Raw genomic sequence first — 25,372 nt, 5'->3', positions numbered from 1 at the left:
GCAAGTACTTCTTTGCATCTACTTCTTTGCAAGGGAACCTTTGCGTGCGGCCCCTCAGGCACCGGCCCAGCCACCGGCTCCGGCCTCTGGCCACCGCCCCCGCTCCGCTATCCCTCCTTGATGAACCCCTCCGCCACCAGCCAGTCCTTCGCCACCTCGTGCGGGTCCTCGCCGTCCACGTCCACCTTGGCGTTCAGCTCCTGCGCCACCGCCGTGGTCAGTTTCGCGCTCACCGGGTCCAGGAGCTCCGTGATCGCCGGCCACTTCTCGACGGTCGCGCTGTGGAGCTCGGGGGCCGCGTTGTAGTTGGGGAAGAAGCGCCTGTCGTCGGCGAGCACGTCCAGGTCCATCGCCTTGATGCGGCCGTCGGTGGTGAACACCTCGCCCAGCAGACACGCGTCGGACTTGGACACCTGGGTGTAGATGATCCCAGCGTCCATCTTCCGGATGTTGGCCGCCGGGACCTTCATCCCGTACGCCTTCTCCATGCCGGGCAGTCCGTCGTCGCGCGAGGCGAACTCGTTCTCCACGCAGATCGTCACGGCCGACGGGTCCTTCTTCGCCAGCGCGGCCACGTCGGAGAGCGTCTTGAGCCCGTACTTCGCGTTGTTCTCCTTGCTGACCGCCAGCGCGTAGGTGTTGTTCAGCGTGGACTGCGGCAGCCACGTCACGCCGTTCTTCAGGTCCGCGTCCCGCACCGCCCGCCACTGCTCCTGCGGGTCGGCGATCGGCTCGGCGTTGCCCTGGTACGTGATCCAGGCCGTGCCCGTGTACTCGTACATCGCGTCCGCGTCGCCGCCCACGATCGCCTCGCGCGCCGAGATCGAGCCCGGCAGGTTGGTGCGGTCCAGCACCTCGGCGCCCGCCGCCTTGAAGAGCAGCCCGACCATCTGGCCGAGGACGATGTTCTCGCTGAAGTTCTTCGACGTGACCGTCAGGGACGCGCCCTTGAGGGGTTCGCCCTGCCCGACCGAGCCGGGCGAGACGTCGTCAACAAGTGGTGACCCGCTCTTGAGGCCGCATCCACAGAGCCCGACGCACAGCGCGAGCGCCGCCACCAGACCCGTACGCGCGTGCTTCATGCGCTCGCCTCCAGTCCGCGCGGGGTCAACGCCAGTTCCGCGAGCGACGCCAGCCAGTCCACGAGCAGGGCCAGCGCCACCGTCAGGATCGAGCCGAGCACCAGCACCGCCATCCGCTGCGTCTGGATGCCCGAGGTGATCAGGTCGCCGAGCCCGCCGCCACCGCCGAACGTCGCCAGGGTCGCCGTGCCCACGTTGAGCACCAGCGCCGTCCGCACGCCCGCCAGGATCAGCGGTACGGCGAGCGGCAGTTCGACCCGCGTCAGCGTGCCCAGCGCCGACATCCCGATGCCCCGCGACGCCTCCACCAGCTGGGGGTCGATCGCCTTGAGCCCGGCCACCGTGTTGGAGAGCACCGGCAGCACCGCGTAGACCACCATGCCGACGATCGCCGTCGAAGGCCCGATGCCCAGCCAGATCACCAGCAGCGCCAGCAGGCCGATCGCGGGCGTCGCCTGCCCGATGTTGGCCAGCGCGGTGAAGACCGGCGCGGCCCTGCTCAGCCCGCGCCTGGTCAGCGCGATGCCCAGCGGGATCGCGATGACCAGCACCCAGAAGGTGGAGATCGCGGTCAACTCGACGTGCTGGCGCAGCCGCAGCCACACGTTGCCGTTGTCGATGGAGTTGCGCGCGATCGAGTCCAGCTCGGCGTTGGTGATCCAGAAGTACGTCAGCACCAGCGCGAGCGCCACGACGGCCGGCAGCACCACCAGTTTGCGCCAGGTGAACCGGCGCGCGGGCGCCCGTCGCGGCGGGCCCGGCTCCTCCTCGGCGTGGGAGCCGTCCGGTGAGCCGTCGTGGGAGCCGTCGGCCAGCTCGTCCCGGAAGGCGTGCCCCTTGACGTCGTGTTCGCCCGGCGGGCGCCCGGCGGGGGCCCTCACCGGTCGCCCTCCAGTTCCTGCTCCGTGTGGTGGGACCGGGACTCCTCCAGCTCGTGCTGGTGCTCGATGGCGGCGAGCCGGTCGGCTTCGAGCAGTTCGTGCACGGAGTTCAGCAGCGTCTGCATGTCGACGACGCCGATGAACTCGCCGCGCCGCCCCGTCACCGCGACGCGCCCGCCGGAGTCGGTGAGCACCGCTTCCAGCGCGTCGTGCAGCGTCGCGTCGCGCGTCACCGTGTCGTGCACCAACTGCCCCGCCCGCGCCAGCGACCCCTTGGCGCGCATCAGGTCGCCGCGCCGCAGCCACTTGTACGGGCGCATCCTGCGGTCCAGCATCAGCAGCTCGTTGTGCGGGCCGCTGCGCAGCTTGTTGAAGATCGACTGGAGCGGGTCCTCCACGGTCACCGTGGGGAACTCGGCGATCTCCACGTCCCGTACGCGCGTCAGGTTGAGCCGCTTCAGGGCGGCGCCCGCGCCCACGAACCCGGAGACGAAGTCGTCCGTCGGGTTGGTGAGGATCGCCTCGGGCGTGTCGAACTGCGCGATGTGCGAGCGCTCGCGCAGCACCGCGATCCGGTCGCCCAGCTTGATCGCCTCGTCGAAGTCGTGGGTGACGAAGACGATCGTCTTGTGCAGCTCGTGCTGGAGCCTGATCAGCTCGTCCTGGAGGTGGTCGCGGGTGATCGGGTCCACCGCGCCGAACGGCTCGTCCATCAGCAGTACGGGCGGGTCGGCGGCGAGCGCCCGCGCCACGCCGACGCGCTGCTGCTGGCCGCCGGAGAGCTGGCGCGGATAGCGGTCGTGGAACTCCTTGGGGTCGAGCCCCACCAGGTCCAGCATCTCCTCGACGCGGTCCTTCACCCGGGCCTTGCCCCAGCCGACCATCTTCGGCACGAGCGCGATGTTCTCCGCGACGGTCATGTGCGGGAAGAGGCCGGACGACTGGATCGCGTACCCCACCTTGCGGCGCAGCTTCACCGGGTCGATGTCGGTGACGTCCTCGTCGTTGATCCTGATCCGGCCGGACGTCGGCTCGATCAGCCGGTTGATCATCTTCATCGTCGTGGTCTTGCCGCAGCCGGACGGGCCGACGAAGACGATCAGCTCGCCCGCCTTGATGTCCATGGAGACGTCGTCCACGGCGGGGTTGGGGTTGCCGGGGTAGCGCTTGGTGAGGTTCTCCAGTCGGATGCTGGCGCCCGACGTGGCGGCACCGGCGGTCGCGGACGGCTCAGACACGGATCCCCCTCGGGATGGTCACTCGGCCGAGCAGGACGTAGGCGGCATCGAACAGCAGGGCGAGCACGACGATGCCGAGGGTGCCGGCGAGCACTTGGTTGATGGCGTTGGCACTGCCCAGCGAGGCGATGCCGCGGAAGATCTCGTTGCCCAGGCCGGGCCCCGACGCGTAGGCGGCGATGGCGGCGATGCCCATCAGCATCTGGGTGGAGACCCGGATGCCGGTGAGGATCGGCGGCCAGGCCAACGGCAGTTCCACCCGGCACAGCCGGGCGACGCGCGACATCCCGATGCCCTTGGCCGCGTCCACCAGCGCGGGATCGACCCCGCGCAGCCCGACGATGGCGTTGCGCACGACGGGCAGCAGCCCGTACAGCGTCAGCGCGATCACCGTCGGTGCGACGCCCAGGCCCACCAGCGGGATCAGCAGACCGATCAGGGCCAGTGACGGCATGGTCAGGATGGTGGACGTGGTGGTGATCGCGAGCCCGCCCGCCCAGCCGGAGCGGTAGGTCAGCACCCCGATGAGGATGCCGAGCACGGTCGCGATCACCATGCACTGGAACACCGCGCTGGCGTGCTGGAAGGCGTCGGTGAGGAGTTGCTCGTGCCGGGTGGTCAGGTAGTCCCAGAAGTTCAACCCGCCGCTCCCCTCGCTAGCTCCGGTCGCTGTCCTCCGCGGCCTGCTTCACGAGCGGGATGATGCGCAGGGGAACAGGGTTCTCCATCACGATCGCCGTGGAGGCACGGACGATCCCATCAAAACCGACAACCCGGTCGATCACCCGTTGGAGGTCGGCGTTGGAGCGCGCCACGAGCCGGCAGAGCATGTCGCCGTGCCCGGTCGTGGTGTGCAGCTCCAGCACCTCGGGAACGCCCGCCAAGTGCGCCCGTACGTCGACGCCTTGCCCCTGTTTGATCTCCAGCGTGGCGAAGGCGGTGACGGGGTAGCCCAGGGCCGCCGGGTCGACCTGCGGGCCGAATCCCCGAATGGCTCCATTCGACTGAAGCCGGTCGAGCCGCGCCTGGACCGTGCCGCGCGCGACGCCGAGCCTGCGCGACGCCTCCAGCACCCCGATGCGGGGCTCCTGCGCCAGGAGGGTGATGAGCCGCCCGTCCAAATGATCGATCGCCATGAGAGCCTCCCGATGGTCACCGTGTACAGATGAGCCATTCATACTGACCATCTGCTGCACAATCTGACCAGCAAAAACGCAAACTATTGCGCAGCTTGCGGAGCGGGGAGAACCTGCCCACATGACTGAGACGCTGCACACCAGCCCCGAAACCGCGCGTGAGGCCGACCCCTTCCCGGTCAAGGGAATGGACGCGGTCGAGTTCGCCGTCGGCAACGCCAAGCAGGCCGCGCACTACTACTCGACCGCCTTCGGCATGAAGCTGGTCGCCTACTCCGGACCGGAGAACGGCAGCCGCGAGACCGCCTCCTACGTCCTCACCAACGGCGCCGCCCGCTTCGTCCTCACCTCCGTCATCAAGGCGACCACGGACCGCGGCCGGTTCCTCGCCGAGCACGTCGCCGAGCACGGCGACGGCGTCGTGGACCTCGCCATCGAGGTCCCGGACGCCCGCGCCGCCTACGCCTACGCCGTCGAGCACGGCGCGCGCGGCATCGACGAGCCGTACGAGGTCAAGGACGAGCACGGCACCGTCGTCCTCGCCGCCATCGCCACGTACGGCAAGACCCGCCACACCCTCGTCGAGCGCAAGGACTACACGGGCCCCTACCTGCCCGGCTTCGTCACCGCCGGGCCGATCGTCGAGCCCCCGGCCAAGCGCACCTTCCAGGCCATCGACCACTGCGTGGGCAACGTCGAGCTCGGCAGGATGAACGAGTGGGTCGGCTTCTACAACCAGGTCATGGGCTTCACGAACATGAAGGAGTTCGTGGGCGACGACATCGCGACCGAGTACTCGGCGCTGATGTCGAAGGTCGTCGCGGACGGCACCCTCAAGGTGAAGTTCCCGATCAACGAGCCCGCGATCGCCAAGAAGAAGTCGCAGATCGACGAGTACCTGGAGTTCTACGGCGGCGCGGGCGTCCAGCACATCGCGCTGGCCACCAACGACATCGTCGCGACGGTACGGGCGATGCGCGCGGCGGGCGTCGAGTTCCTGAACACCCCCGACACGTACTACGACACCCTCGGCGAGTGGGCCGGCGAGACCCGCGTGCCCGTCGAGACGCTGCGCGAGCTGAAGATCCTCGTCGACCGCGACGAGGACGGCTACCTGCTGCAGATCTTCACCAAGCCGGTCCAGGACCGCCCGACCGTCTTCTTCGAGATGATCGAGCGCCACGGCTCGATGGGCTTCGGCAAGGGCAACTTCAAGGCGCTCTTCGAGGCGATCGAGCGCGAGCAGGAGCGCCGCGGCAACCTCTAGCCGCCCCGGGCCCGCCCTGGCCCGCTCCGCTCCGCACCGCGGCCCCACGGAACCTGCCCCCGTGGGGCCGCCGCGCGTTATCGTCGCGGACATGGCGAGGATCAATGACGTCGGCGGCATGCAGGGGTTCGGCGCGATCGACACGAGCGGGGGCCCCGAGGCGTTCCACGCGGACTGGGAGGCGCGGGTCTTCGCGCTCAACCGGGCGCTGATCGCCCAAGGGGTGTACAACCTCGACGAGTTCAGGGACGCCATCGAGTCGATGGAGCCGGGGGAGTACCTGGCCGCCTCGTACTACGAGCGTTGGTTCCACGCGATGCGGGTGCTCCTGGACCGCAAGGGCGTGGTCGCGGCGGGCGAGCTCGATGACTGAGGCGGCCGGTCGGCCCGGGGGCCTGTTCCGGGCCGGGGACCGGTTCCGGCCCGGGGACCTGGTGGTGACCGCCGACCACGACCCGCCGCACCACACGCGCCTGCCGCGCTACGCCCGGGGCAAGCGGGGCACGGTCGTGGAACCGGAGGGGCGGGCGCTCCTCGCCGACGTCAACGCCCGTGGGCAGGGCGACGCGCCGCTGGAACAGGTGTACGCGGTGCGGTTCGCCGCGCGGGACCTGTGGGGCGAGGGCGCCCACGAGGCCGACCACGACGTCGTACTGGACCTGTTCGAGAGCTACTTGGAGGCGGTCGCGCCATGAGCGGTACGCACGAGGACGCGGCGGTCTCCCGACGGGTGCGCCGCCTGGAGACGCTCCTCGAAGAGCGCGGGGTCGTGGTGGGCGCGGAGCTCGACGAGGCGCTGGACGCGTTCCTCGCGGGGGCGTCGCCCGCGAACGGGGCGCGGGTGGCGGCGCGCGCCTGGACCGATCCCGGCTATCGGGAACGGCTGTTGGCGGACGGCACGGCGGCGGTGGCCGAGCTCGGGTTCGTCTCGGGCGGGGTGCGGCCGCAGCGGCTGCGGGTGGTCGAGAACACGGAGGACGTGCACAACGTGGTGGTGTGCACGCTGTGCTCCTGCTACCCGATCGGGCTGCTGGGGCCGTCGCCGGGCTGGTACAAGAGCGAGGCGTACCGCTCGCGCGTGGTGCGGGAGCCCCGAGCGGTTCTTGCGGAGTTCGGGGTGCGGCTGGGGGAGGGGGTGCGGGTGGTGGTGTGGGACTCCACGTCGGAGACGCGGTACATGGTGCTGCCGCGGCGCCCCGAGGGGGCGGCGCGAGCCGGTTCGGAGGAGGAACTCGCGGGGCTCGTGACGCGGAACGGTCTGATCGGTACGGCGCTCCTCTAGGGGGCGGTGGGGTGGGGTGCCGTTGCCCGGGGGCGCCGTCTTCCGCCTGCGGCGGGCAGCACCCCACCCCGCCCCTTCCCGAAACCCTGACGGGGCTGGGCAGTGCCCTGCGGGCCGGTGGACGGCTGGTCGCGCAGTTCCCCGCGCCCCTGACGGGGCGCCCCTCAGCGCCGCGTGGAGCGCCTCGCCCCGTACACGTCCCTCGGTCCGCCCCCGGGCGGCTCGCCCAACTCCTCCAGCGCCTCCCGCGCCCGCCCAGCCCCCAACGGGGAGAACTCCGGATGCACCCGCAGCGCCTCCTCCAAGTGCCGCCGCGCCGCCCCGTACATCCCCAACTCGCGCTCGATCGCGCCCCGGTGGTACAGGAACTCCGCCCTCCGCACCCCCGCGTCCGTCGCCCTGCGCGCGTACGGCAGTGCCTCCCCGGCGTCCCCCGACCGGTACAGCGCCCACCCCAGCGCATCCGCCACCTCCGGGCTCTTGCGGCCCCGCTTCCACTCCGCCCGCAACCGCTCCACCGCGTCCGCCACGGCCTCCGCGTCCCCGTGGTCCGCCGCGTAACGCCCCAGAACGAGCACCTCGTTCACCCCGCCGGCCCCGACCCCGCCCTCCGGCGCCCCCGGTGACCCTGGCGTCCCCAGTGCCCCTGACGCCCCCGGCGCCCCCGGCGCACCCCGCATCCGTGCGTACTGCGTCCGCGCGTCCCCGTCCAGCCCCTGGGACTCGTACAGTTCGCCCAGTTCCAGCATCCACTCCGGGCGCGGCGCACGCCCCACCGCCGCCGTGTAGTCGCGTACCGCCTCGTCCGTGCGCCCCAGGGCCGCCAGCGCGCGGGCGCGGCCCGCCAGGGCCGCCGGGAGGGGCGAGGACGGGTGGGCCAGGAGCGCCGCGTCGTAGTACCCCCGCGCCTCCTCCGCCTCGCCCCGCTCCCACGCCAGCTCCCCCTGCCGGGCCAGGCACTCCGCCTTCTGCGCCGGGACCACTGCCCGCGCGGTCGCCTCCGCCGCCGTCGCCGCCGCGTCCTCCCGCCAGCCCCGGTCCCGGTACAGCCGGGCGGCCCGCCCCAGCCCCGCCGCGCCCGCCCGCAGCGACTGGAACTTCTCGACCGCCCGCCCGGCCGCCTTGAGGTCGCCCAGGCCGCCGTACGCGTCGATGAGCACCGGGTACACCGCCCAGCGCCCCGGCTGCCGCGCGCGCACCGCCTCGGCGGTCCGCCGCGCCGCCCCGTACTCGTGGCGCGCGTTGGCCAGCGCCGCGATGCCGATGAGCGCGTCGGTGTTGCCCTTGGCCCCCGGCCGCACGGCCAGCGAGCGCCGCAGCGCCTGTTCGGCGCGCGGGTAGTACGCGGGCTGCCCGGTCCGCGCGCCGCGCTCCACGTACGCGGAGCCCAGCGCCGCCCACGCGGGCGCGTCCGAAGGGTGGGCCGCCACCCAGGCGCGACGGTCGGCGATCAGCGCGTTCAGGTCGCCGAGGGCCGCCGGTGCCCCCGCCGCGCCCGCCGTCAGCGCCCGCTCCACGGGACTCGGCTCCCGCGCCGCCTCCCCGCCCGTGATCCACGGCGTGACGACCAGCACCCCGGACACCAGCACCGCCGCGCCCGCGAGCCCGGCCAGCGCAGTCTTCTTCGCGACATCCATGCCGCTCACTGTGCGTCACACAGGGGTCCGGTACGACGAGCACACCGGCGAGGCCCGCCGTACCGCAGAAGGGTTCACACCAATAGCCCCGGCTGACAGGCTGGGACCATGGACGATCTTCATGAGGATCAGGGGCGCACCGCACCGCCCGCCGACCGGCTGATCGACCGGCTGATCGACCGGCTCCGTGAGGGCCTCCCCGCCGAAGCGCTGCTCACCGACCCCGACGTGACCGCCTCCTACGCCCACGACATGGCGAGCTTCTGCGAGGCGGGCGACCCGGCCGTCGTGGTGCTCCCGCGCACCGTCGAGCAGGTCCAGCACGTCATGCGCACCGCGACGGAGCTGCGCGTCCCCGTCGTCCCGCAGGGCGCCCGCACCGGCCTCTCGGGCGCGGCCAACGCGTCCGACGGCTGCATCGTCCTGTCGCTGGTCAAGATGGACCGCATCCTGGAGATCAGCCCGGTCGACCGCATCGCCGTCGTCGAGCCGGGCGTCGTCAACGCCACGCTCTCGCGGGCCGTCGCCGAACAGGGCCTCTACTATCCGCCGGACCCCTCCAGCTGGGAGATGTGCACCATCGGCGGGAACATCGGCACCGCGTCGGGCGGACTGTGCTGCGTGAAGTACGGGGTGACGGCGGAGTACGTGCTCGGCCTCGACGTCGTCCTCGCCGACGGACGGCTGCTCACCACGGGGCGCCGCACCGCCAAGGGCGTCGCGGGCTACGACCTGACCCGGCTCTTCGTCGGCTCCGAGGGCAGCCTGGGAGTCGTCGTACGGGCCGTCCTCGCGCTCAAGCCGCAGCCGCCCGCACAGCTCGTCCTCGCCGCCGAGTTCGCCTCGGCGGCGGCCGCCTGCGACGCGGTCTGCGCGATCATGGAGCGGGGCCACACCCCGTCCCTCCTCGAACTGATGGACCGCACGACCATCCAGGCCGTCAACCGCATGGCCCACATGGGGCTGCCCGAGAGCACGGAGGCGCTGCTCCTCGCGGCCTTCGACACGCCCGACCCCGCGGCCGACCTCGCGGCCGTCGGCGAGCTGTGCACGGCCGCGGGGGCCACCCAGGTCGTGCCCGCCGAGGACGCGGCCGAGTCCGAACTGCTCCTCCAGGCGCGCCGCCTCTCGCTCACCGCGCTGGAGACCGTCAAGTCCGCCACGATGATCGACGACGTCTGCGTGCCCCGCTCGCGGCTCGCCGCGATGCTCGAAGGCACCGCCCGCATCGCCGAGAAGTACGGCCTCACGATCGGCGTCTGCGCCCACGCGGGCGACGGCAACACCCACCCCGTCGTCTGCTTCGACCACGCCGACGCGGACGAGTCGCGGCGCGCCCGCGAGTCCTTCGACGAGATCATGGCGCTCGGCCTCGAACTCGGCGGGACCATCACCGGCGAGCACGGCGTCGGAGTGCTCAAGAAGGAATGGCTGGCCCGTGAACTGGGCCCGGTGGGAGTGGAGTTGCAGCGCGACATCAAGCGGGCCTTCGACCCGCTGGGCATCCTCAACCCCGGCAAGCTCTTCTGACGGGTACGGGTACGGGTGCCCGTACGGGGCCGGAGTCGTACAACCACCGTGGACCGCAGGGGACTCGGGGCGTACGTCGCAGGCCCGATGTGCGGGACGTCTCCTCCGCATAGCGTGAACGGCACGCAGGCACGCGGAGCGAAACAGGAGGAGACATGACCGTCAGGCTCGACCACACCATCGTCCACAGCCGCGACCACTTCGCCGGAGCGCGCTTCCTCACCGGCCTCGTCGACGCGCCCGAGCCCACCGCGTTCGGACCGTTCGCCAGCGTCCCGCTCGGCAACGGCGTCACCCTCGACTACCTCCGGGTGCCCGCGGAGGGCATCGTCCCGCAGCACTACGCCTTCCTCGTCACCGACGAGGAGTTCGACGGGATCTTCGGCCGCATCGAGGCGCGGTCCATTCCGTACTGGGCCGATCCGCACCACGACAAGCCGCAGCAGATCAACCACCACTACGGGGGCCGCGGGGTCTATCTGGACGACCCCGACGGCCACTCCATCGAATTCATCACTCACACATACGTCGCCGAATAGCGTCACCCCCGGTACCCGTCTCAGCCCTCGCCGTCCTTGGACTCGTCAGAGGGCCACGGGTCGCGCAGCCACAGGTCGTCGGCCGGGGTGGGGGCCAGCAGCTCGGCCAGGGCCTCGTCGATGCCGAGCTGCTCCGACTCCGCGCCCGGCGGCACCACCCGCAGCGTCCGCTCCAGCCACGCGGAGACCGCCACGGCCGGCGCCTCCAGCAGGGCGTCCCCGTCGGGCGACGAGAGCGCCATGCAGACCACGCTGCGCGCGTCGACCTTGGTCGGCCAGATCCGCACGTCGCCGTGGCCGCACGGTCGGAAGACGCCCTCGACCAGCAGTTCCCTGGCGAAGGTCCAGTTGACGGGGGAGTCGGAGCCGACGTGGAAGGTGATGTGCACGGCGTACGGGTCGTCGGTGCGGTAGCTGAGCCGCGCGGGCACGGGGATGCTCCGCTCGGGCGACAGCACCAGGTTGAGTTCCAGCTCGCGTTCCACGACGGTGTTGGTGTTCATGGTGCGGTTCCTCTCCTCGATGTCGAGATGTCGCGATGTCGATGTCGATGTCGCGACGCACTGCGTTCTCACGACCCGTCTTCGGGCCACGAAGGGGAGAGAGGGGGGTGGCCCCCGGTTATGACGCGACTTCTGGAAAAAATTTCTGAGCGCCCGTGAAACACCCCGGACGGCTCCGTACCGTGACCGTTCCGTGACTGAAAAGGAGTGCTTAGGGCGGGAGGGGCCCTAGGGGATACGGCCGTCTGGTAGATGTGGTGCCTTGAACGGCGGCCCTCTAACAGATACGGGACCACGGTGATGAGCGCCCCAACCCCGGCACCCGGTGACGACACAGCCCGCGAAGGGTATTACCCGGATCCCTCCATTCCCGGATACATCCGGTACTGGAACGGGGCCGCATGGGTGCCCGGTACGAGCCGCCCGGCGCCGCAGCAGGGCGAGGCCGCCCCCGCGCCCCCCGCGGGTGCGCGCCGCCCCGTGCCGCCGCCGTCCGTGGAGGAGACGGGTCCCGTCTTCTTCGACGAGGAACCGATGGAGGAGGCCCCGCAGGAGCCGTCGACCGCCTGGCAGGCGGACGCGTCCCGGCAGTCCGGCTTCGGCGGCGAACAGGACCGCAGGGTCTCCTGGGGCGGTGCGCCCGCCGGGGGAGTTCCCGAACAGGCGCCGGGGACGGGACCGGACAGCGCGGTGGTTCCCTTCGGACAGTCCGGCGGTACGGGAACGGGTACCGGTACGGGTACGGCGGGCCCGGTCGGCGGCACCGCAGACCCCCGGGTGCCCGCCGACCGGAACCTGACGCCCGCACTGCCCCAGGCCCCTTCGCCGCGCGCGCTCCCCGCCGCGCCGGACGTGCCGTCCGAGGGGACGGTCACGATCAGGGCGACGGGCCCCGTGCGCCCCGCCCCGACCGGCCAGGGCGAGGGCACCATGACGTTCCGCGCCCCAGGCCCCGGCGCGGCGCCCCTCCCCGCGCCGTACCAGCAGCCCACGAACCCCGTCGTACCGCAGCGGACGCCGCCCCAGCAGCAGTCCCTGCCCCAGGCCCAGCCCCCGCAGCAGCAGCCCCCGCAGCAGCAGGCCCCACAGCTCCAGCAGCCGCAGCTCCAGCCGCAGCCCCAGCCCTACGCCCTGCCCCCGGCGCAGCCGCAGGCCCAGGCGGCACAGGCCCAGCCCCTGCCCCCGGCCCAGGCGCTGCCCCAGCCGCAGCAGGCCCAGCCCCAGCCCGTGCCCACCCCCTGGCAGCAGCAGGTCCAGCAACTCGCGCAATCCGCGCCCGCACCCGCCCCTGCCCCCGCGCCCGCCCCCGCACAGACCCCCGCTCCCGCTCCCGCGCCCGCAGCGCAGGCCCAGGCATCTGCCCCGGCCCCGGCCCCGGCCCCCGCCCAGACGCCCGCCCCCGCCCAGGCGTCCGCCCCCGCTCCCGCGGCTTCCGGGGAGCAGCCGCCCGTCACGCCCTGGAAGCCGCCCGTCAGCGACCCCTTCCAGCAGATGGCGCAGGCCCAGGCCGCCGCCCGCCCGGCGGGGCTCGGCAGGCGGCTGGCCGCCCGGCTCGTCGACACCCTCGTCCTGGGCGGCGCCACGGCCGCCGTCGGCATCCCGCTGGTGGGCGCGGCGCTCACGCACATCGACGAGAAGCTGGACGCGGCCAAGCAGTCCGGCGAGACGGTCACGGTCTGGCTCGTCGACGGCACGACCGCGGGCCTCTTCGGCGCGGTGCTCGGCACCTTCCTCGTCCTCGGCCTGCTCTACGAGGCGCTGCCGACCGCCAAGTGGGGCAAGACGCTCGGCAAGCGGCTGTGCCGGGTCGAGGTGCGGGACATCGAGTCGCACCAGCCGCCGTCGTTCGGCGCCGCGCTGCGCCGCTGGCTGGTGTACGGGGTGCTGGGCGTGCTGGTGATCGGCGTGTTCAACGTGCTGTGGTGCCTCTTCGACCGGCCCTGGCGCCAGTGCTGGCACGACAAGGCGGCGCGCACCTTCGTCGCGGGGAGCTGACGCACGGGGAGCTGACGCGCGGGCAGTCGGAGGGCGCCCTGCGGCACCCGCCCCGGGGGCACCCGTACGGCCGTCCCTCGAACGGCTCGTGAGCCGTTGCGGGGCCCCGTCCGCCGGGGTGCACTGCCCCCATGAGCAACGACCAGCCGCCCCCCGGTTTCCCGTCCCCCGAGGACGACCCGTTCCAGAAGCGGCCCCCGGACCCGCAGCCGCCGCCGGGAGGCGGGTCACCGTACGGACAGCCCCCGCCCGGAAACGGGTCACCGTACGGATCGCAGCCCCCCGGAAACGGGTCACCGTACGGACCGCCGCCCGGTGACGTGCCGCCCTACGGATCGGCGCCGCCCCCTCCGTACGACCCGAACGCCTACGGCGGGGGCGGCGGGGGCTACGGTGGTGATCCGCTCGCCGGGATGCCGCCGCTCGCCGACTCGGGCAAGCGGATCCTGGCCCGGATCATCGACTGGTTCATCATCTTCGTGCCGCTGGCGATCATCGGCATTCCGCTGGGTTCCTACGACAAGATCACGTCGAACACCGACGACTTCGGTGACGTGGTCGACCAGATGAACTCGGGCGGTCAGTGGGTACTCCAGATCATCTCGATCGTGGCGTACGTCGGCTACGACTGGTACATGACCAAGCAGTCGGGTCAGACCGTCGGCAAGCGCGTGATGAACATCCGCGTCGCGATGCTCAACGACGGCCGGGTGCCGGACAGCAGTGCGTCGATGCTGCGCGCCGTCGTGCTGTGGCTGCCCGGACTGATCTGCTGCCCGTGCGTGTGGCCGCTGGTCCTGCTCGTCCTGATCCTGGTCGACAAGCCCTACAAGCAGGGCCTGCACGACAAGGCGGGCAAGACGGTGGTGGTCTCCGTACGGTGACCGCTCACCCGCGCGCCGCGCAGTGAGTGTTCACCCACGCAGTGAGTGTTCACCCACGCGCTCGGTGCGCCGGGCGCCGGGGCGGGGCGCGGGCAACCGGGCTTCGACGGTGGCGGCGACCTGGTCCGTGCCGGCCTGTGAACTGGCCGTCGCGCAGACCGTGGTCGCCGCCTTCGCGCGGGCGCGCTTCGGCAGGGGCACGGTCACGGCGACCAGCAGCCCGATCCCCAGCGCACAGAGGCCGATGATGCCGACGCCGACCCCGGAGGTCGTCCGGGACAGGAGCAGCATGGCGAGTGTCGAGAAGACGACGGTGACCGAACCGTAGGTGAGCTGAGCTGCACTGGGACGCGTCATGGCGGGTTCCGTCCTCGCGACGTGGACTCTGGGGGGAGGCTTTCGAGGGGCCTTCGGGGGGCCTTCGGGGGGCCTTCGGGGGGCCTTCGGGGGGCCTCAGGGGGGTGTGGAGCCGTTTTCTGCTCGAATCAGTCGCACTGCCTAGCGACTCTATGACGGTGGATGCCCGAGCGGAACCGGTAGTAAGCGTGACCTAACCCACGGTGCCGAGGCACGGGGGGCGCACGGGCGCACCCGTCTCACCAACTGGTCGGGGGTAAGCGCCGGTTGAGATGTACGGTGCAATAGCGCGCCTGCACCTTGCAAGTCAAGGTCTGTCTTTTCCCTCGCAACTCCGGTCGAATGTCGTCACTTGTGACGCGTAGCACGCTGCGGACCTTCCAAACGTGGTCTCGGCGGCGGCCGCGCAGGGGAGGAAGAAAGATCAAGTGACCACTAAGAGACGCGCGTTGAGAACCACCGCCGTACTCGTCACGCTCGCGGCGACCGCCGCGACGGGGGGTGTCTTCGCCTCGGCCCAGGCCGACACGAAGGCGGATCCGAAGAGCGGCGCCCTGACCGCGGCCCAGGCGAAGAGCCTCGCCGAGAAGAACCGCCGTGACCCGGCGCTCTCCGAGGGCAAGGGCGGAACCGGCCACGTCTTCGAGGGCCCGCGCGGCAAGGAGCAGGCGAAGCTCCGCCAGGCTGCCCTCGAACAGCGCATGGCGGGCACCGCGAAGATCGAGCGCCGCGGCGGCTCCCAGGTCGTGAAGCTCGGCGACAAGAAGTACGTCGAGCTGGGCCGCGAGGCGACCGACAAGATCTTCACGATCCTGGTCGAGTTCGGGAACAAGGTCGACAACGAGACCATGTACGACCCGGACGGCGACGGACCGCAGCCGCCCATCAAGAAGTACGGCGGCACGCCGGGCCCGCTGCACAACCAGATCACCGAGCCGAACCGGGCGACGAACAACTCGACGGCCTGGAAGAAGGACTACAACAGGCAGCACTTCCAGGACCTGTACTTCGGTTCCGGCAAGGGCAAGGAATCGCTCAAGACCTACTACGAGAAGACCTCTTCGGGTCGCTACTCGGTCGAGGGCGAGGTCACCGACTGGGTCAAGGTCGACTACAACGAGGCCCGGTACGGCTCCAACTACTGCGGCGGCAACAACTGCCCCAACGTCGAGGACCTGGTCCGCGACGGCGTCACCGCCTGGGTCGCGGCCGAGAAGGCCAAGGGCCGTACGGACGCCCAGATCAAGGCCGACATCGTCAAGTACGACCAGTGGGACCGCACGGACCACGACGGCGACGGCGTCTTCAACGAGCCCGACGGCTACATCGACCACTTCCAGATCGTCCACGCGGGCGAGGACGGTTCGGCCGGCGGCGGCGCCCAGGGCACCGACGCGCTGTGGGCGCACCGCGGCTACGCCTACTCGCGCGACGACGGCGACACCGGCCCCTCGGGCTTCAAGGCGGGCGGCGTCGCGGTCGGCGACACCGGCATCTGGGTCGGCGACTACACGATGCAGCCGGAGAACGGCGGCCTCGGCGTCTTCGCCCACGAGTACGGCCACGACCTGGGCCTGCCCGACCTGTACGACACCACCAACTCCGCCGAGAACTCGGTCGGTTTCTGGTCCCTGATGTCGGCGGGCTCCTGGCTCGGCACCGGCAAGAACGAGATCGGCGACCTGCCGGGCGACATGACCGCCTGGGACAAGCTCCAGCTCGGCTGGCTGAAGTTCGACAAGGTCCGGCACGACGACACCAACGTCCGCACGCTGGGCGTCTCCGCGTACAACACCCAGCGCCTCCAGGCGCTCCTGGTCGAGCTGCCCAAGAAGCGCGCCACCACCCAGATCGTGAAGCCCGTCCAGGGCTCGAAGCAGTGGTGGAGCGACTACGGCGACGACCTCTCCAACACCCTCCAGCGCGACGTCGACCTCACCGGCAAGTCGAAGGCCAGCCTCGAACTGGACGGCTGGTGGAACATCGAGGCCGACTACGACTACCTGTACACCCAGGTGTCCACGGACGGCGGCGCGAGCTGGAAGTCGATCGACGGTACGGCCGACGGCCGGACGATCACCCGTGACGGCGGCGACAAGCCGGCCCTGACCGGCGACTCCGGCACCTTCAAGAAGCTGGTCTTCCCGCTGGACGCGTACGCGGGCAAGAAGATCGGCATCCGCTTCCGCTACAAGACGGACGGCGGCGCGGGCGGCAAGGGCTTCACCGCCGACAACCTCACGGTCAAGGCGGACGGCACCGCGCTGTTCACCGACGACGCCGAGGGCGACGACAACGGCTGGACCGCGCGCGGCTTCTCGCGGGCGGGCGAGTCGATCGTCGGCGACTACGAGAACTACTACATCCTGGAGAACCGCCAGCACGTCTCGTACGACAAGACCCTCAAGGTCGGCCCGTACAACTTCGGCTGGCGCGTGAAGGACGACCCGAAGTACAACTGGGTCGAGCACTACCAGTACGCGCCCGGTCTGATGATCTGGCAGTGGGACGGCTCGCAGCGCAACAACAACGTCAGCGAGCACCCGGGCGAGGGCCTGATCCTTCCGATCGACGCCCACCCCAAGCCGCTGAAGTGGGCGGACGGCAAGAACATCTCCAACAAGGCGCAGCCGTTCGACGCCGCGTTCAGCAAGTACGGGACGAAGGCGTTCACCCTGCACAAGGCGGGCGTTCCCACCCGTATCCCCGCGCAGAAGGGCGTCTCGGTCTTCGACGACCGTCTGTACACCTACTGGTACGCGGACAACCCGACCGGCAGCGTGAAGGTGCGCGACACCAACACCCGCATCTCGATCCTGAGCCAGCCCAAGAGCGGCTCGACGATCACGGTCAAGGTCAGCCCCTCCAAGCGCCGCTGAGCCGCTGAGCCCGGAGCTGAGCACCGGCCGTCGCCCCACCGGGGCGGCGGCCGGTTCCCTTTTCGGCCACTTTGAGTGTCCGTATACCGGAACCGGAATCCCACATACTGCACTGGTCGTGTTCAAGTCAAGATCTGTCTTTTCTTCTGCTGTTCCGGTCAAATTGCGGCACTCGTAAGGCGCAGAGACTTCGCGTGGCGGTGCGGGCGCGGGGGAGGACAGGGCAAGTGACCAGCAGACGACGGACGTTCAGGGCGAGTGCGGTGCTCGTGGCGATGGCCGCGACCAGCGCGACGGCGGGGGCGCTCAGCTTCGCCCAGGCGACGGACAACCACTCCTCGGCTCCGGCCGCGATCGAGCGCCAGGACCCGGCGCCGGACGGGGTGAACAAGCGCGCGGTCGACCACGACCTCGAAGGCCCCTACAGCAAGCAGCAGGAGGTCCAGCGCAAGGCCGCCGTCGAGCAGCTCATATCCGGCGAGGCCAAGGCGGAGCAGCGCGGCGGCTCCAAGGTCGTCAAGCTCGACGACAAGAAGTACGTCGAGCTGAGCCGGCAGAAGACGGACAAGATCTTTACGATCCTGGTCGAGTTCGGCGACAAGGTCGACAACGAGACCATGCACGACCCGGACGGCGCCGGTCCCAAGCCGCCGGTCAAGAAGTACGCCGGCACCCCCGGACCGCTGCACAACAAGATCGCGAAGCCCGATCGCAAGACGGACAACTCGACCGAGTGGCAGCAGGACTACAACCAGAAGCACTTCCAGGACCTCTACTTCGGCACCGGCAAGAACAAGGACGGCTCGCCGAAGCACTCCCTGAAGACCTACTACGAGAAGACCTCCTCGGGCCGTTACTCGGTCGAGGGCACGGTCTCCGACTGGGTCAAGGTCGAGTACAACGAGGCCCGTTACGGCTCGAACTTCTGCGGCCAGAACAACTGCAACAACTCCTGGGACGCGGTCCGCGACGGCGTGAACGCCTGGACGGCCGACCAGAAGGCCAAGGGCCGTACGAACGCGCAAATCAAGGCCGACCTTGCGCAGTACGACAAGTGGGACCGCTACGACTTCGACGGCGACGGCAACTTCAACGAGCCCGACGGGTACATCGACCACTTCCAGATCGTCCACGCGGGCGAGGACGCCTCCGCGGGCGGCGGCGCCCAGGGCGACGACGCGCTGTGGGCGCACCGCTGGTACGCGTACGGCACGGATGCGGGCAAGACCGGTCCTGCCAACAACCGTTCCGGCGGCACGCAGATCGGCGACACGGGCATCTGGGTCGGCGACTACACGATGCAGCCGGAGAACGGCGGCCTCGGCGTCTTCGCCCACGAGTACGGCCACGACCTCGGCCTGCCCGACCTGTACGACACCACCAACCAGGGCGAGAACTCGGTCGGCTTCTGGTCCCTGATGTCGGCGGGCTCCTGGCTCGGCGAGGGCAAGGACGCGATCGGCGACATGCCGGGCGACATGACCGCCTGGGACAAGCTCCAGCTCGGCTGGCTGGACTTCGCGGAGGCCAAGGCCGCCACGAAGTCGGTGCACAAGCTCGGCGTCGCCGAGTACAACACCAAGCGCCCGCAGGCCCTGCTGGTCCACCTGCCCGCCAAGACGGTCCCCACCGCTGTCGTGAAGCCCGCCGAGGGCGCCAAGCAGTGGTGGAGCGGGATGGGCGACAACCTCAAGAACACCCTGACCCGCTCGGTCGACCTGACCGGCAAGGCCAAGGCGTCCCTGGAGCTCTCCGGCTGGTGGGAGATCGAGCAGGACTACGACTACCTGTACGCCGAGGTCTCCACCGACGGCGGCGCCAACTGGACGCCGCTCGAGGGCACCGCCAACGGCAAGGCGATCACCCGCGACGCGAGCGACAAGCCCGCGCTGACCGGCCACTCCGAGGCGTACCAGAAGCTGGTCTACGGCCTGGACGCCTACGCGGGCAAGAAGGTCGACCTGCGCTTCCGCTACCAGACGGACGGCGGCGCGGCCGAGAAGGGCTTCGCCGCGGACGAGCTGAAGGTCGTCGCGGACGGCGCCGCGCTGTTCTCGGACAACGCCGAGGGCGACGACAACGGCTGGGCCGCGAAGGGCTTCTCACGCATCGGCGAGTCCTTCACCAAGGAGTACCCGCAGTACTACCTGGCCGAGAACCGCCAGTACGTGTCGTACGACAAGACCCTGAAGACCGGCCCGTACAACTTCGGCTTCGGCAACACGCGGGAGAACTGGGTCGAGCACTTCCCGTACCAGAACGGTCTGCTGGTCTGGTTCTGGGACGAGTCCCAGAAGGACAACAACACCAGCCAGCACCCGGGCAAGGGCCTGATCCTGCCGGTCGACGCGCACGCCAAGCCGCTGAAGTGGAACGGCACGGGCGAGCTCGTCCGGAACAAGATCCAGGCGTACGACGCGACGTTCAGCCGCTACCGCACCGACGCGTTCTCGCTGCACAAGAACGGCGTGGAGACCCGCTTCGGCGCCCGCGCCGCGGTGCCGGCCTTCGACGACCGCGAGGGCACGTACTGGTACGCCGAGAACCCCACGGGCAGCGTGAACGTTCCTGACACCAACACCCGGATCTCGATCCTGAGCGAGCCGAAGAACGGCGAGTCGATCACCGTGAAGGTCGACCGCTCGGAGAAGTAATTTCTGTTTCCGCAGGTCAAAGCATGATCGGCCGTCGCCCTCTAGCGGGCGGCGGCCGATCGTGTTTAGGTGCGTCCTGTTGGTTTCTTGTTGACGCGATGTCTCACGGGGGAGTGACGCACATGGCAGGCGGAGGTTTCGCGAGGCTTCCCAACGGAAGCGTGGTGGTGGCCCTGACGCTGCCCAGACCGGTGCTGGACGCGAGCGCCGGAGGGCCCGCGGGGGCCGCCGACGCGGGCGGCTCGTCCGTCCGGGTGCTGGTGTACGCCAGGAACCGGGCGCGGGCGCTGACGCGGTTGCGGAACCTGGGGCTGCGGGCGGTGTATCTGCGGGGCAACACGGCTCCGCCGTCGCCGGACGAGATCACGGCGGTGCTGCACCACCCGGACGGGCTGCTGTGGCGGGCCGCGCCGCACGGCAGCGAGGAGCTGTGGCACCCGATCCGCGCGCTGCTGCGGTAGGGCGCGGATTCCCGGGGTGCGGGTTCGCCCGCGGCGGGCGCTCTCCCACCCCGCGCAGCGGCCCACGCGTCCGCGGTGGCCCGCCCGGCCCCCGGAGGGGTTACGCCACCACCGGCTTGCCGGTGAGTTCGATGCCCGCGGCGCGCATCTCCTCGATCGCCGCCTCCGTGCTCGCGCCCGCCACCCCCGCCGTGAGGTCGAGCAGGACCTGCGTCACGAACCCCTCGTGCGCCGCGTCCAGCGCGGTCGCCCGCACGCAGTGGTCCGTGGCGATGCCCACCACGTCGACCTCCGTCACGTCCCGCGCCCGCAGCCACTGGGCCAGCGGCGTCCCGTTCTCGTCGGAGCCCTCGAAGCCGCTGTACGCCGCCGAGTGCGAGCCCTTGTCGAAGACCGCGTCCACCGCCCCGGACGCCACCGCGGGCGCGAAGTTCGGGTGGAAGCCGACGCCCTCCGTGCCCGCCACGCAGTGCGGCGGCCAGGAGTCGACGTAGTCGGGGGCGTCGGAGAAGTGCGCACCGGGGTTCACGTGGCGGTCGCGGGTCGCGACGACGTGCCGGTACCCCGCGGTCGAGGCGCCCACCAGATCGGTGATCGCGGCCGCGACGTCCGCGCCGCCGGTCACGGCGAGGCTGCCGCCCTCGCAGAAGTCGTTCTGCACGTCCACGACGATGAGCGCGCGGTGCATGGCGTGGTCCTAACGGTTGCGTGGGGGATGACGTTACCGAGCGTAGAGAATCCGGCCGGGTTGCGGGAGGGGGCCGCAGGGCCCCGCCGCCTCACACGTGCTCGGTCGGGATGACCTGCTCGCCCCGCGACAGCTGGATCGCCGACATCGGCAGCCCGGCCCGCGCCGCGATGTGCCGCTCGCGCGCCGCGTCCAGCGGCTCGCGCGCGATCACCTCGCCGCCCTTGACCAGCTGCACCAGCAGCTGCCGGTCGGCCAGCTCGGCCGGTACGGGCCCGGTGCCGACGACCTCCGCCTCGGCCACCCCGTCCCGGTCGAGCCGCCGCGCGGCCCACTTGCGGCCGCCCACGGACGCCTTCGCGCCCAGCGACTTCTTGGCGACCGGGTGCAGCGGCGCCTTCGGGTCGGCGGACTCCGCGCGGGCGACCAGCTTGTAGACCATGGAGCACGTCGGGTGCCCGCTGCCCGTGACCAGCTGGGTGCCGACCCCGTAGGCGTCGACCGGCGCCGCGGCCAGCGAGGCGATCGCGTACTCGTCCAGGTCGGAGGTGACCACGATCTTGGTGTTCACCGCCCCCAGCTCGTCCAGCTGCTGGCGCACCCGGTGCGCGACGAGCAGCAGGTCGCCGGAGTCGATGCGGACGGCACCCAGTTCGGGGCCCGCGACCTCCACCGCCGTACGGACGGCCTCCGTCACGTCGTAGGTGTCGACCAGCAGCGTCGTGCCCCGGCCGAGCGAGGCCACCTGCGCCCGGAAGGCGTCCCGCTCGCTGTCGTGCAGCAGCGTGAAGGCGTGCGCGGACGTGCCGACCGTGGGGATGCCGTAGCGGAAGCCCGCGGCCAGGTCGGAGGTCGAGTCGAAGCCCGCCACGTACGCGGCGCGCGCCGACGCGACCGCGGACAGCTCGTGGGTGCGCCGCGCGCCCATCTCGATGAGCCGCCGCCCGCCCGCCGCCGCCGACATCCGCGAGGCCGCGGCGGCGATGGCCGAGTCGTGGTTGAGGATGGAGAGGATCACGGTCTCCAGGAGCACGCACTCGGCGAAGGAGCCCTCGACGCGCAGGATCGGCGAGCCGGGGAAGTACACCTCGCCCTCGGGGTAGCCCCAGACGTCGCCGCCGAAGCGGTAGGAGGCCAGCCACTGGAGCGTCGGCTCGTCGACGATGCCGTTCTCCCGGAGGAAGCCCAGCACGCTCGCGTCGAAGCGGAAGTTCTCGACGGCGTCCAGGACCCGCCCGGTGCCCGCCACCACGCCGTACCGCCGCCCCTCGGGCAGTCGGCGCGTGAAGACCTCGAAGACCGAGTGCCGGTCGGCGGTCCCGGCCCGCAGCGCGGCCTGCAGCATCGTGAACTCGTACTGGTCGGTGAAGAGTGCCGTGGAAGGGACGTCCACGGGCAGCCCGAGGTCCGCAGTGTTCATGTTCAGGGATGCTAGCAACAATTTCGTCAGATTGACGAGATGTGGGGTCCGTTTGTGCGATGGGCACCTCTCAGTGGCAGCATGGGACGGGTGAGCGTCGCGCCCGTAGAGATCGAACGTCCCGAGTCGGCCGAAGAGGCCTTCGCCGTCCCCGAGCCCGACGTCCCCTGGGTGACGCTGGTCCACAACGACCCGGTCAACCTCATGAGCTACGTGACCTACGTCTTCCAGAGCTACTTCGGCTACTCCAAGGAGAAGGCCAACAAGCTCATGCTCGACGTCCACAACAAGGGGCGTGCCGTGGTCTCCAGCGGCAGCCGCGAAGAGATGGAGCGCGACGTGCAGGCGATGCACGGCTACGGCCTGTGGGCGACCCTCACCCAGGACCGCAACTGATGGCCGGGCAGTTCGAGGCGGTCCCCGGCGGCGGCGCGGCCGTCGCGCTCGACGAGATCGAGGTCTCGATCCTGCGCTCCCTGGCCGTGCAGCTCCTGGAGCTCATCGGTCCGGGCGACGAGCCCGCGGCCGACGCGGACCCGCTGGCCGCGCTCTTCGCCGAGGGCCCCAGCGAGCCGCCCTCCGACCCGGCGCTCGCCCGGCTCTTCCCCGACGCCTACGGCGGCCCCGACGCCAAGGGCGACGACGCCGGGCTGCGCGACGCGTCCGCGGAGTTTCGCCGGTTCACCGAGAACGACCTGCGGGGCCGCAAGCGGGCGGACGCCCTGGCCGTCGTGCGCACCCTGGACTCGCTCGCCGTGGCGGGCGAGGACGGGGCGGTGCTCAAGCTCTCGCCCGACGAGTCGCGCAGCTGGCTCGGCGCGCTCAACGACCTGAGGCTGACCATCGGGACCCGCCTGGAGGTCTCCGACGACGACGGCGACGAGCTGTACCACCTGCCGGACGAGGACCCGCGCAAGCCGATGGTCATGGCGTACCTCTGGCTCGGCGCGCTCCAGGAGACGCTCGTCGGGACGCTGCTGCCCTGAGGACCGGTGTCTGGACCCGGGTCGGATCCGACCGGGCCGTCCACCAGGTGAGCGTTCGCTCAGCGGACGCTCAAATCCGGATAACGATCACGTTAACGCGCGGGGCCGCTATGGCCCTGCGTGTTCTTTTTGTCCACTTCTGACCGTGCGATGTGCCACATTCGTCCCAGTCGATCACTGTCGCGGCCGTGATACATCTTCACGACCGCTCGCGGGACGCCACCCATGTCCCCCGAGGGCGCTTTGGCCGGCAGACCGCCGGTGGCACTCCAGTCACATCCGGGGGGATCAGGACCTGATCCGCAGCCTTCTTCGCGAAGGGCGCGGATCGGACGTGGAGAAAGGCGCACCAACATGACCTCAGTGCAGGTCGACACGCAGCACGACGGCAAGGATGCCGAAGGCGGCGGCGAGGGCGAGGGCTACCAGCGGGGGCTCGGCGCCCGGCAGATCCAGATGATCGCCATCGGCGGAGCCATCGGCACCGGACTCTTCCTCGGTGCGGGCAAGGGAATCTCCAAGGCGGGCCCCAGTCTCATCCTGGCGTACGCCATCGCGGGCCTCGTGATCTTCTTCATCATGCGCGCCCTGGGCGAACTGCTCATGTACCGCCCGGTGTCCGGCTCCTTCTCGGAGTACGCCCGGGAGTTCGTCGGACCCTTCGCGGGCTTCGTCACCGGCTGGACGTACTGGCTGTTCTGGGTCGTCACCGGCATCACCGAAGTGACCGCCGCGTCCTCGTACATGCAGTACTGGACCAAGGACGCGAGCGGCGTCCTCGACCAGCCCCAGTGGGTCTTCGCGCTGATCTTCACGGTCGTGCTGTTCCTCGCGAACCTGATCTCCGTCAAGCTCTTCGGCGAGCTGGAGTTCTGGTTCTCGATGGTCAAGGTCACCGCGATCATCGGCATGATCCTCATCTGTGCCGGCATCCTCACCCTCGGCTTCTCCGACGCGGGCGACTCCGCCTCCGTGACGCTGCTGTGGTCCGAGGGCGGGTTCTTCCCCAAGGGCGTCGGCTCCACCCTGATGACCCTCCAGATGGTCATGTTCGCCTTCCTCGCCGTCGAGCTGGTCGGCGTGACCGCGGGCGAGTCCAAGGACCCCAAGACCGTGCTGCCGAAGGCCATCAACACCGTGCCGTGGCGCATCGCCGTCTTCTACGTCGGCGCGCTGATCATGATCCTGTCGGTCGTTCCGTGGACCCACTTCCAGCCCGGCATCTCCCCGTTCGTGGCCGCCTTCGAGAAGATGGGCCTCAGCGCGGGCGCCGCGATCGTGAACTTCGTGGTGCTCACCGCGGCGCTCTCCTCCTGCAACTCCGGCATGTACTCCACCGGCCGCATGCTGCGCGACCTCGCGCTGAACGGGCAGGGCCCGAAGTTCTTCACGAAGCTGACCAAGAACGGCCTGCCGCTGGTCGGCACCAGCTTCTCGGCCGCGCTGATGCTCGTCGGCGTCTGGATCAACTACGAGTACCCCGGCAAGGCCTTCGACTACGTCGTCTCCTTCGCCACGATCTCCGGCATGTGGGCCTGGATCATGATCCTGGTCAGCCAGCTCCGCTACCGGGCCAAGGCGGACCGCGGCGAGCTGCCCGAGTCCACGTTCAAGGCGCCGGGCGCGCCGTGGACCAGCTGGTTCGCGCTGGCCTTCATCGGCATGGTCATCGTGCTGATGGGCATCGACGAGGACGCGCGCGTCTCGCTGTACTGCGCCCCGCTGTGGGCCGCGGTCCTCGGCGTCGCGTACCTGGTGCTCAAGTCGCGCAACCCGCAGGGCGCGGGCTTCGCCCGCAAGCGGGTCTGACCAGCGTCTTCTCAGCAGACGGGCGGGGGGGGGGCCCCCCCCGGGGGGGCCCCCCCCCCCGGGGGCGGGGGGGGCGCCCCGGGCGCGGGCGCCCCCCCCCCGCCCCCGCGGGGGGGGGGTGGCCCCCCCCCCCCCCCCCGGGGG

The 25,372-nt window shown here is 70.8% G+C and carries 24 protein-coding genes; 14 read left to right on the top strand and 10 right to left on the bottom strand.

Annotated features, from left to right (window positions below; genetic code table 11):
• Nucleotides 1–107: 107 nt before the first annotated feature.
• The 5 genes from ACIBNE_RS18750 to ACIBNE_RS18730 are packed head-to-tail and all read right to left on the bottom strand — an operon-like array spanning nt 108 to nt 4,337.
• Entirely contained in the window at nt 108–1,082 is a 975-nt protein-coding gene (locus ACIBNE_RS18750; protein WP_399272783.1) for a glycine betaine ABC transporter substrate-binding protein, read from the bottom strand.
• Entirely contained in the window at nt 1,079–1,963 is an 885-nt protein-coding gene (locus tag ACIBNE_RS18745; protein ID WP_399272781.1) for an ABC transporter permease, read from the bottom strand. Before ACIBNE_RS18745 ends, ACIBNE_RS18750 begins: the two co-directional genes overlap by 4 nt.
• Nucleotides 1,960–3,201, bottom strand: coding sequence for an ABC transporter ATP-binding protein (locus tag ACIBNE_RS18740; protein WP_399272779.1), 1,242 nt, complete (start codon nt 3,199–3,201; stop codon nt 1,960–1,962). The genes ACIBNE_RS18745 and ACIBNE_RS18740 overlap by 4 nt, the downstream gene beginning before the upstream one ends.
• Entirely contained in the window at nt 3,194–3,841 is a 648-nt protein-coding gene (locus ACIBNE_RS18735; protein WP_399272777.1) for an ABC transporter permease, read from the bottom strand. The genes ACIBNE_RS18740 and ACIBNE_RS18735 overlap by 8 nt, the downstream gene beginning before the upstream one ends.
• Nucleotides 3,842–3,857: 16 nt before the next feature.
• Entirely contained in the window at nt 3,858–4,337 is a 480-nt protein-coding gene (locus tag ACIBNE_RS18730; RefSeq protein ID WP_399272775.1) for an Lrp/AsnC family transcriptional regulator, read from the bottom strand.
• Between the two features lie 121 nt (nt 4,338–4,458).
• On the opposite strand from ACIBNE_RS18730, the gene hppD reads away from it, so the two are divergent.
• The 4 genes from hppD (at nt 4,459) to ACIBNE_RS18710 (ending at nt 6,886) form a co-directional block, all read left to right on the top strand.
• On the top strand, nt 4,459–5,604 hold the full coding sequence (hppD, locus tag ACIBNE_RS18725; RefSeq protein WP_399272773.1) for a 4-hydroxyphenylpyruvate dioxygenase: 1,146 nt from the start codon (nt 4,459–4,461) through the stop codon (nt 5,602–5,604).
• A gap of 91 nt (nt 5,605–5,695) precedes the next feature.
• A complete protein-coding gene (locus ACIBNE_RS18720; RefSeq protein ID WP_399272771.1) occupies nt 5,696–5,977 on the top strand; it encodes a hypothetical protein in 282 nt (93 codons plus the stop codon).
• The gene (locus tag ACIBNE_RS18715; RefSeq protein WP_399272769.1) at nt 5,970–6,299 is read left to right on the top strand and encodes an SH3-like domain-containing protein; all 330 of its coding nucleotides are present in this window, start codon (nt 5,970–5,972) and stop codon (nt 6,297–6,299) included. The genes ACIBNE_RS18720 and ACIBNE_RS18715 overlap by 8 nt, the downstream gene beginning before the upstream one ends.
• Nucleotides 6,296–6,886 (top strand): nitrile hydratase subunit alpha, encoded by a 591-nt coding sequence (locus tag ACIBNE_RS18710; RefSeq protein ID WP_399272767.1) that lies wholly within the window; start codon nt 6,296–6,298, stop codon nt 6,884–6,886. Before ACIBNE_RS18715 ends, ACIBNE_RS18710 begins: the two co-directional genes overlap by 4 nt.
• A 164-nt stretch (nt 6,887–7,050) precedes the next feature.
• On the opposite strand, the gene ACIBNE_RS18705 is transcribed toward ACIBNE_RS18710, so the two are convergent.
• On the bottom strand, nt 7,051–8,523 hold the full coding sequence (locus ACIBNE_RS18705) for a tetratricopeptide repeat protein (protein ID WP_399272765.1): 1,473 nt from the start codon (nt 8,521–8,523) through the stop codon (nt 7,051–7,053).
• Between the two features lie 108 nt (nt 8,524–8,631).
• Between ACIBNE_RS18705 and ACIBNE_RS18700 the strand changes: the two genes are divergently transcribed.
• Both ACIBNE_RS18700 and ACIBNE_RS18695 read left to right on the top strand, forming a co-directional pair.
• Nucleotides 8,632–10,053: an FAD-binding oxidoreductase gene (locus ACIBNE_RS18700; RefSeq protein ID WP_399272763.1), complete on the top strand. Its 1,422-nt coding sequence runs from the start codon at nt 8,632–8,634 to the stop codon at nt 10,051–10,053.
• Nucleotides 10,054–10,208: 155 nt separating this feature from the next.
• Nucleotides 10,209–10,592 (top strand): VOC family protein, encoded by a 384-nt coding sequence (locus ACIBNE_RS18695; protein ID WP_399272761.1) that lies wholly within the window; start codon nt 10,209–10,211, stop codon nt 10,590–10,592.
• Nucleotides 10,593–10,612: 20 nt separating this feature from the next.
• Here the strand turns inward: ACIBNE_RS18695 and ACIBNE_RS18690 are convergent, their stop codons facing one another.
• Entirely contained in the window at nt 10,613–11,095 is a 483-nt protein-coding gene (locus tag ACIBNE_RS18690) for an SsgA family sporulation/cell division regulator (protein ID WP_399272759.1), read from the bottom strand.
• Between the two features lie 252 nt (nt 11,096–11,347).
• On the opposite strand from ACIBNE_RS18690, the gene ACIBNE_RS18685 reads away from it, so the two are divergent.
• On the top strand, nt 11,348–13,090 hold the full coding sequence (locus ACIBNE_RS18685) for an RDD family protein (protein WP_399272758.1): 1,743 nt from the start codon (nt 11,348–11,350) through the stop codon (nt 13,088–13,090).
• Between the two features lie 320 nt (nt 13,091–13,410).
• The gene (locus ACIBNE_RS18680; RefSeq protein ID WP_399272756.1) at nt 13,411–13,974 is read left to right on the top strand and encodes an RDD family protein; all 564 of its coding nucleotides are present in this window, start codon (nt 13,411–13,413) and stop codon (nt 13,972–13,974) included.
• 30 nt (nt 13,975–14,004) lie between these two features.
• Here the strand turns inward: ACIBNE_RS18680 and ACIBNE_RS18675 are convergent, their stop codons facing one another.
• Nucleotides 14,005–14,331, bottom strand: coding sequence for a hypothetical protein (locus ACIBNE_RS18675; RefSeq protein ID WP_399272754.1), 327 nt, complete (start codon nt 14,329–14,331; stop codon nt 14,005–14,007).
• A gap of 428 nt (nt 14,332–14,759) precedes the next feature.
• On the opposite strand from ACIBNE_RS18675, the gene ACIBNE_RS18670 reads away from it, so the two are divergent.
• The 3 genes from ACIBNE_RS18670 (at nt 14,760) to ACIBNE_RS18660 (ending at nt 20,325) form a co-directional block, all read left to right on the top strand.
• Nucleotides 14,760–17,210 carry an immune inhibitor A domain-containing protein gene (locus tag ACIBNE_RS18670; RefSeq protein ID WP_399272752.1) on the top strand — a complete coding sequence of 817 codons (2,451 nt, stop codon included), beginning with the start codon at nt 14,760–14,762 and terminating at the stop codon, nt 17,208–17,210.
• 227 nt (nt 17,211–17,437) lie between these two features.
• The gene (locus tag ACIBNE_RS18665) at nt 17,438–19,864 is read left to right on the top strand and encodes an immune inhibitor A domain-containing protein (RefSeq protein WP_399272750.1); all 2,427 of its coding nucleotides are present in this window, start codon (nt 17,438–17,440) and stop codon (nt 19,862–19,864) included.
• Nucleotides 19,865–19,986: 122 nt separating this feature from the next.
• Nucleotides 19,987–20,325, top strand: a complete 339-nt coding sequence (locus ACIBNE_RS18660; protein ID WP_399272748.1) for a hypothetical protein — start codon at nt 19,987–19,989, stop codon at nt 20,323–20,325.
• Nucleotides 20,326–20,425: 100 nt separating this feature from the next.
• On the opposite strand, the gene ACIBNE_RS18655 is transcribed toward ACIBNE_RS18660, so the two are convergent.
• Together ACIBNE_RS18655 and ACIBNE_RS18650 are read right to left on the bottom strand one after the other, a co-directional pair.
• Entirely contained in the window at nt 20,426–21,013 is a 588-nt protein-coding gene (locus tag ACIBNE_RS18655; RefSeq protein WP_399272747.1) for an isochorismatase family protein, read from the bottom strand.
• Between the two features lie 91 nt (nt 21,014–21,104).
• On the bottom strand, nt 21,105–22,433 hold the full coding sequence (locus tag ACIBNE_RS18650) for a nicotinate phosphoribosyltransferase (RefSeq protein WP_399272746.1): 1,329 nt from the start codon (nt 22,431–22,433) through the stop codon (nt 21,105–21,107).
• 81 nt (nt 22,434–22,514) lie between these two features.
• On the opposite strand from ACIBNE_RS18650, the gene clpS reads away from it, so the two are divergent.
• From clpS to ACIBNE_RS18635, 3 genes are all read left to right on the top strand, one after another.
• Entirely contained in the window at nt 22,515–22,829 is a 315-nt protein-coding gene (gene clpS, locus ACIBNE_RS18645; protein WP_399272744.1) for an ATP-dependent Clp protease adapter ClpS, read from the top strand.
• The gene (locus ACIBNE_RS18640) at nt 22,829–23,419 is read left to right on the top strand and encodes a DUF2017 domain-containing protein (RefSeq protein WP_399272742.1); all 591 of its coding nucleotides are present in this window, start codon (nt 22,829–22,831) and stop codon (nt 23,417–23,419) included. The genes clpS and ACIBNE_RS18640 overlap by 1 nt, the downstream gene beginning before the upstream one ends.
• 354 nt (nt 23,420–23,773) lie before the next feature.
• On the top strand, nt 23,774–25,228 hold the full coding sequence (locus tag ACIBNE_RS18635; protein ID WP_399272740.1) for an amino acid permease: 1,455 nt from the start codon (nt 23,774–23,776) through the stop codon (nt 25,226–25,228).
• The last annotated feature ends 144 nt before the right edge of the window (nt 25,229–25,372 follow it).

The sequence above is a fragment of the Streptomyces sp. NPDC050504 genome (assembly GCF_044458065.1).
Classification (GTDB): Bacteria; Actinomycetota; Actinomycetes; order Streptomycetales; family Streptomycetaceae; genus Streptomyces.
This window is presented reverse-complemented; position numbering and strand designations above follow the sequence as displayed.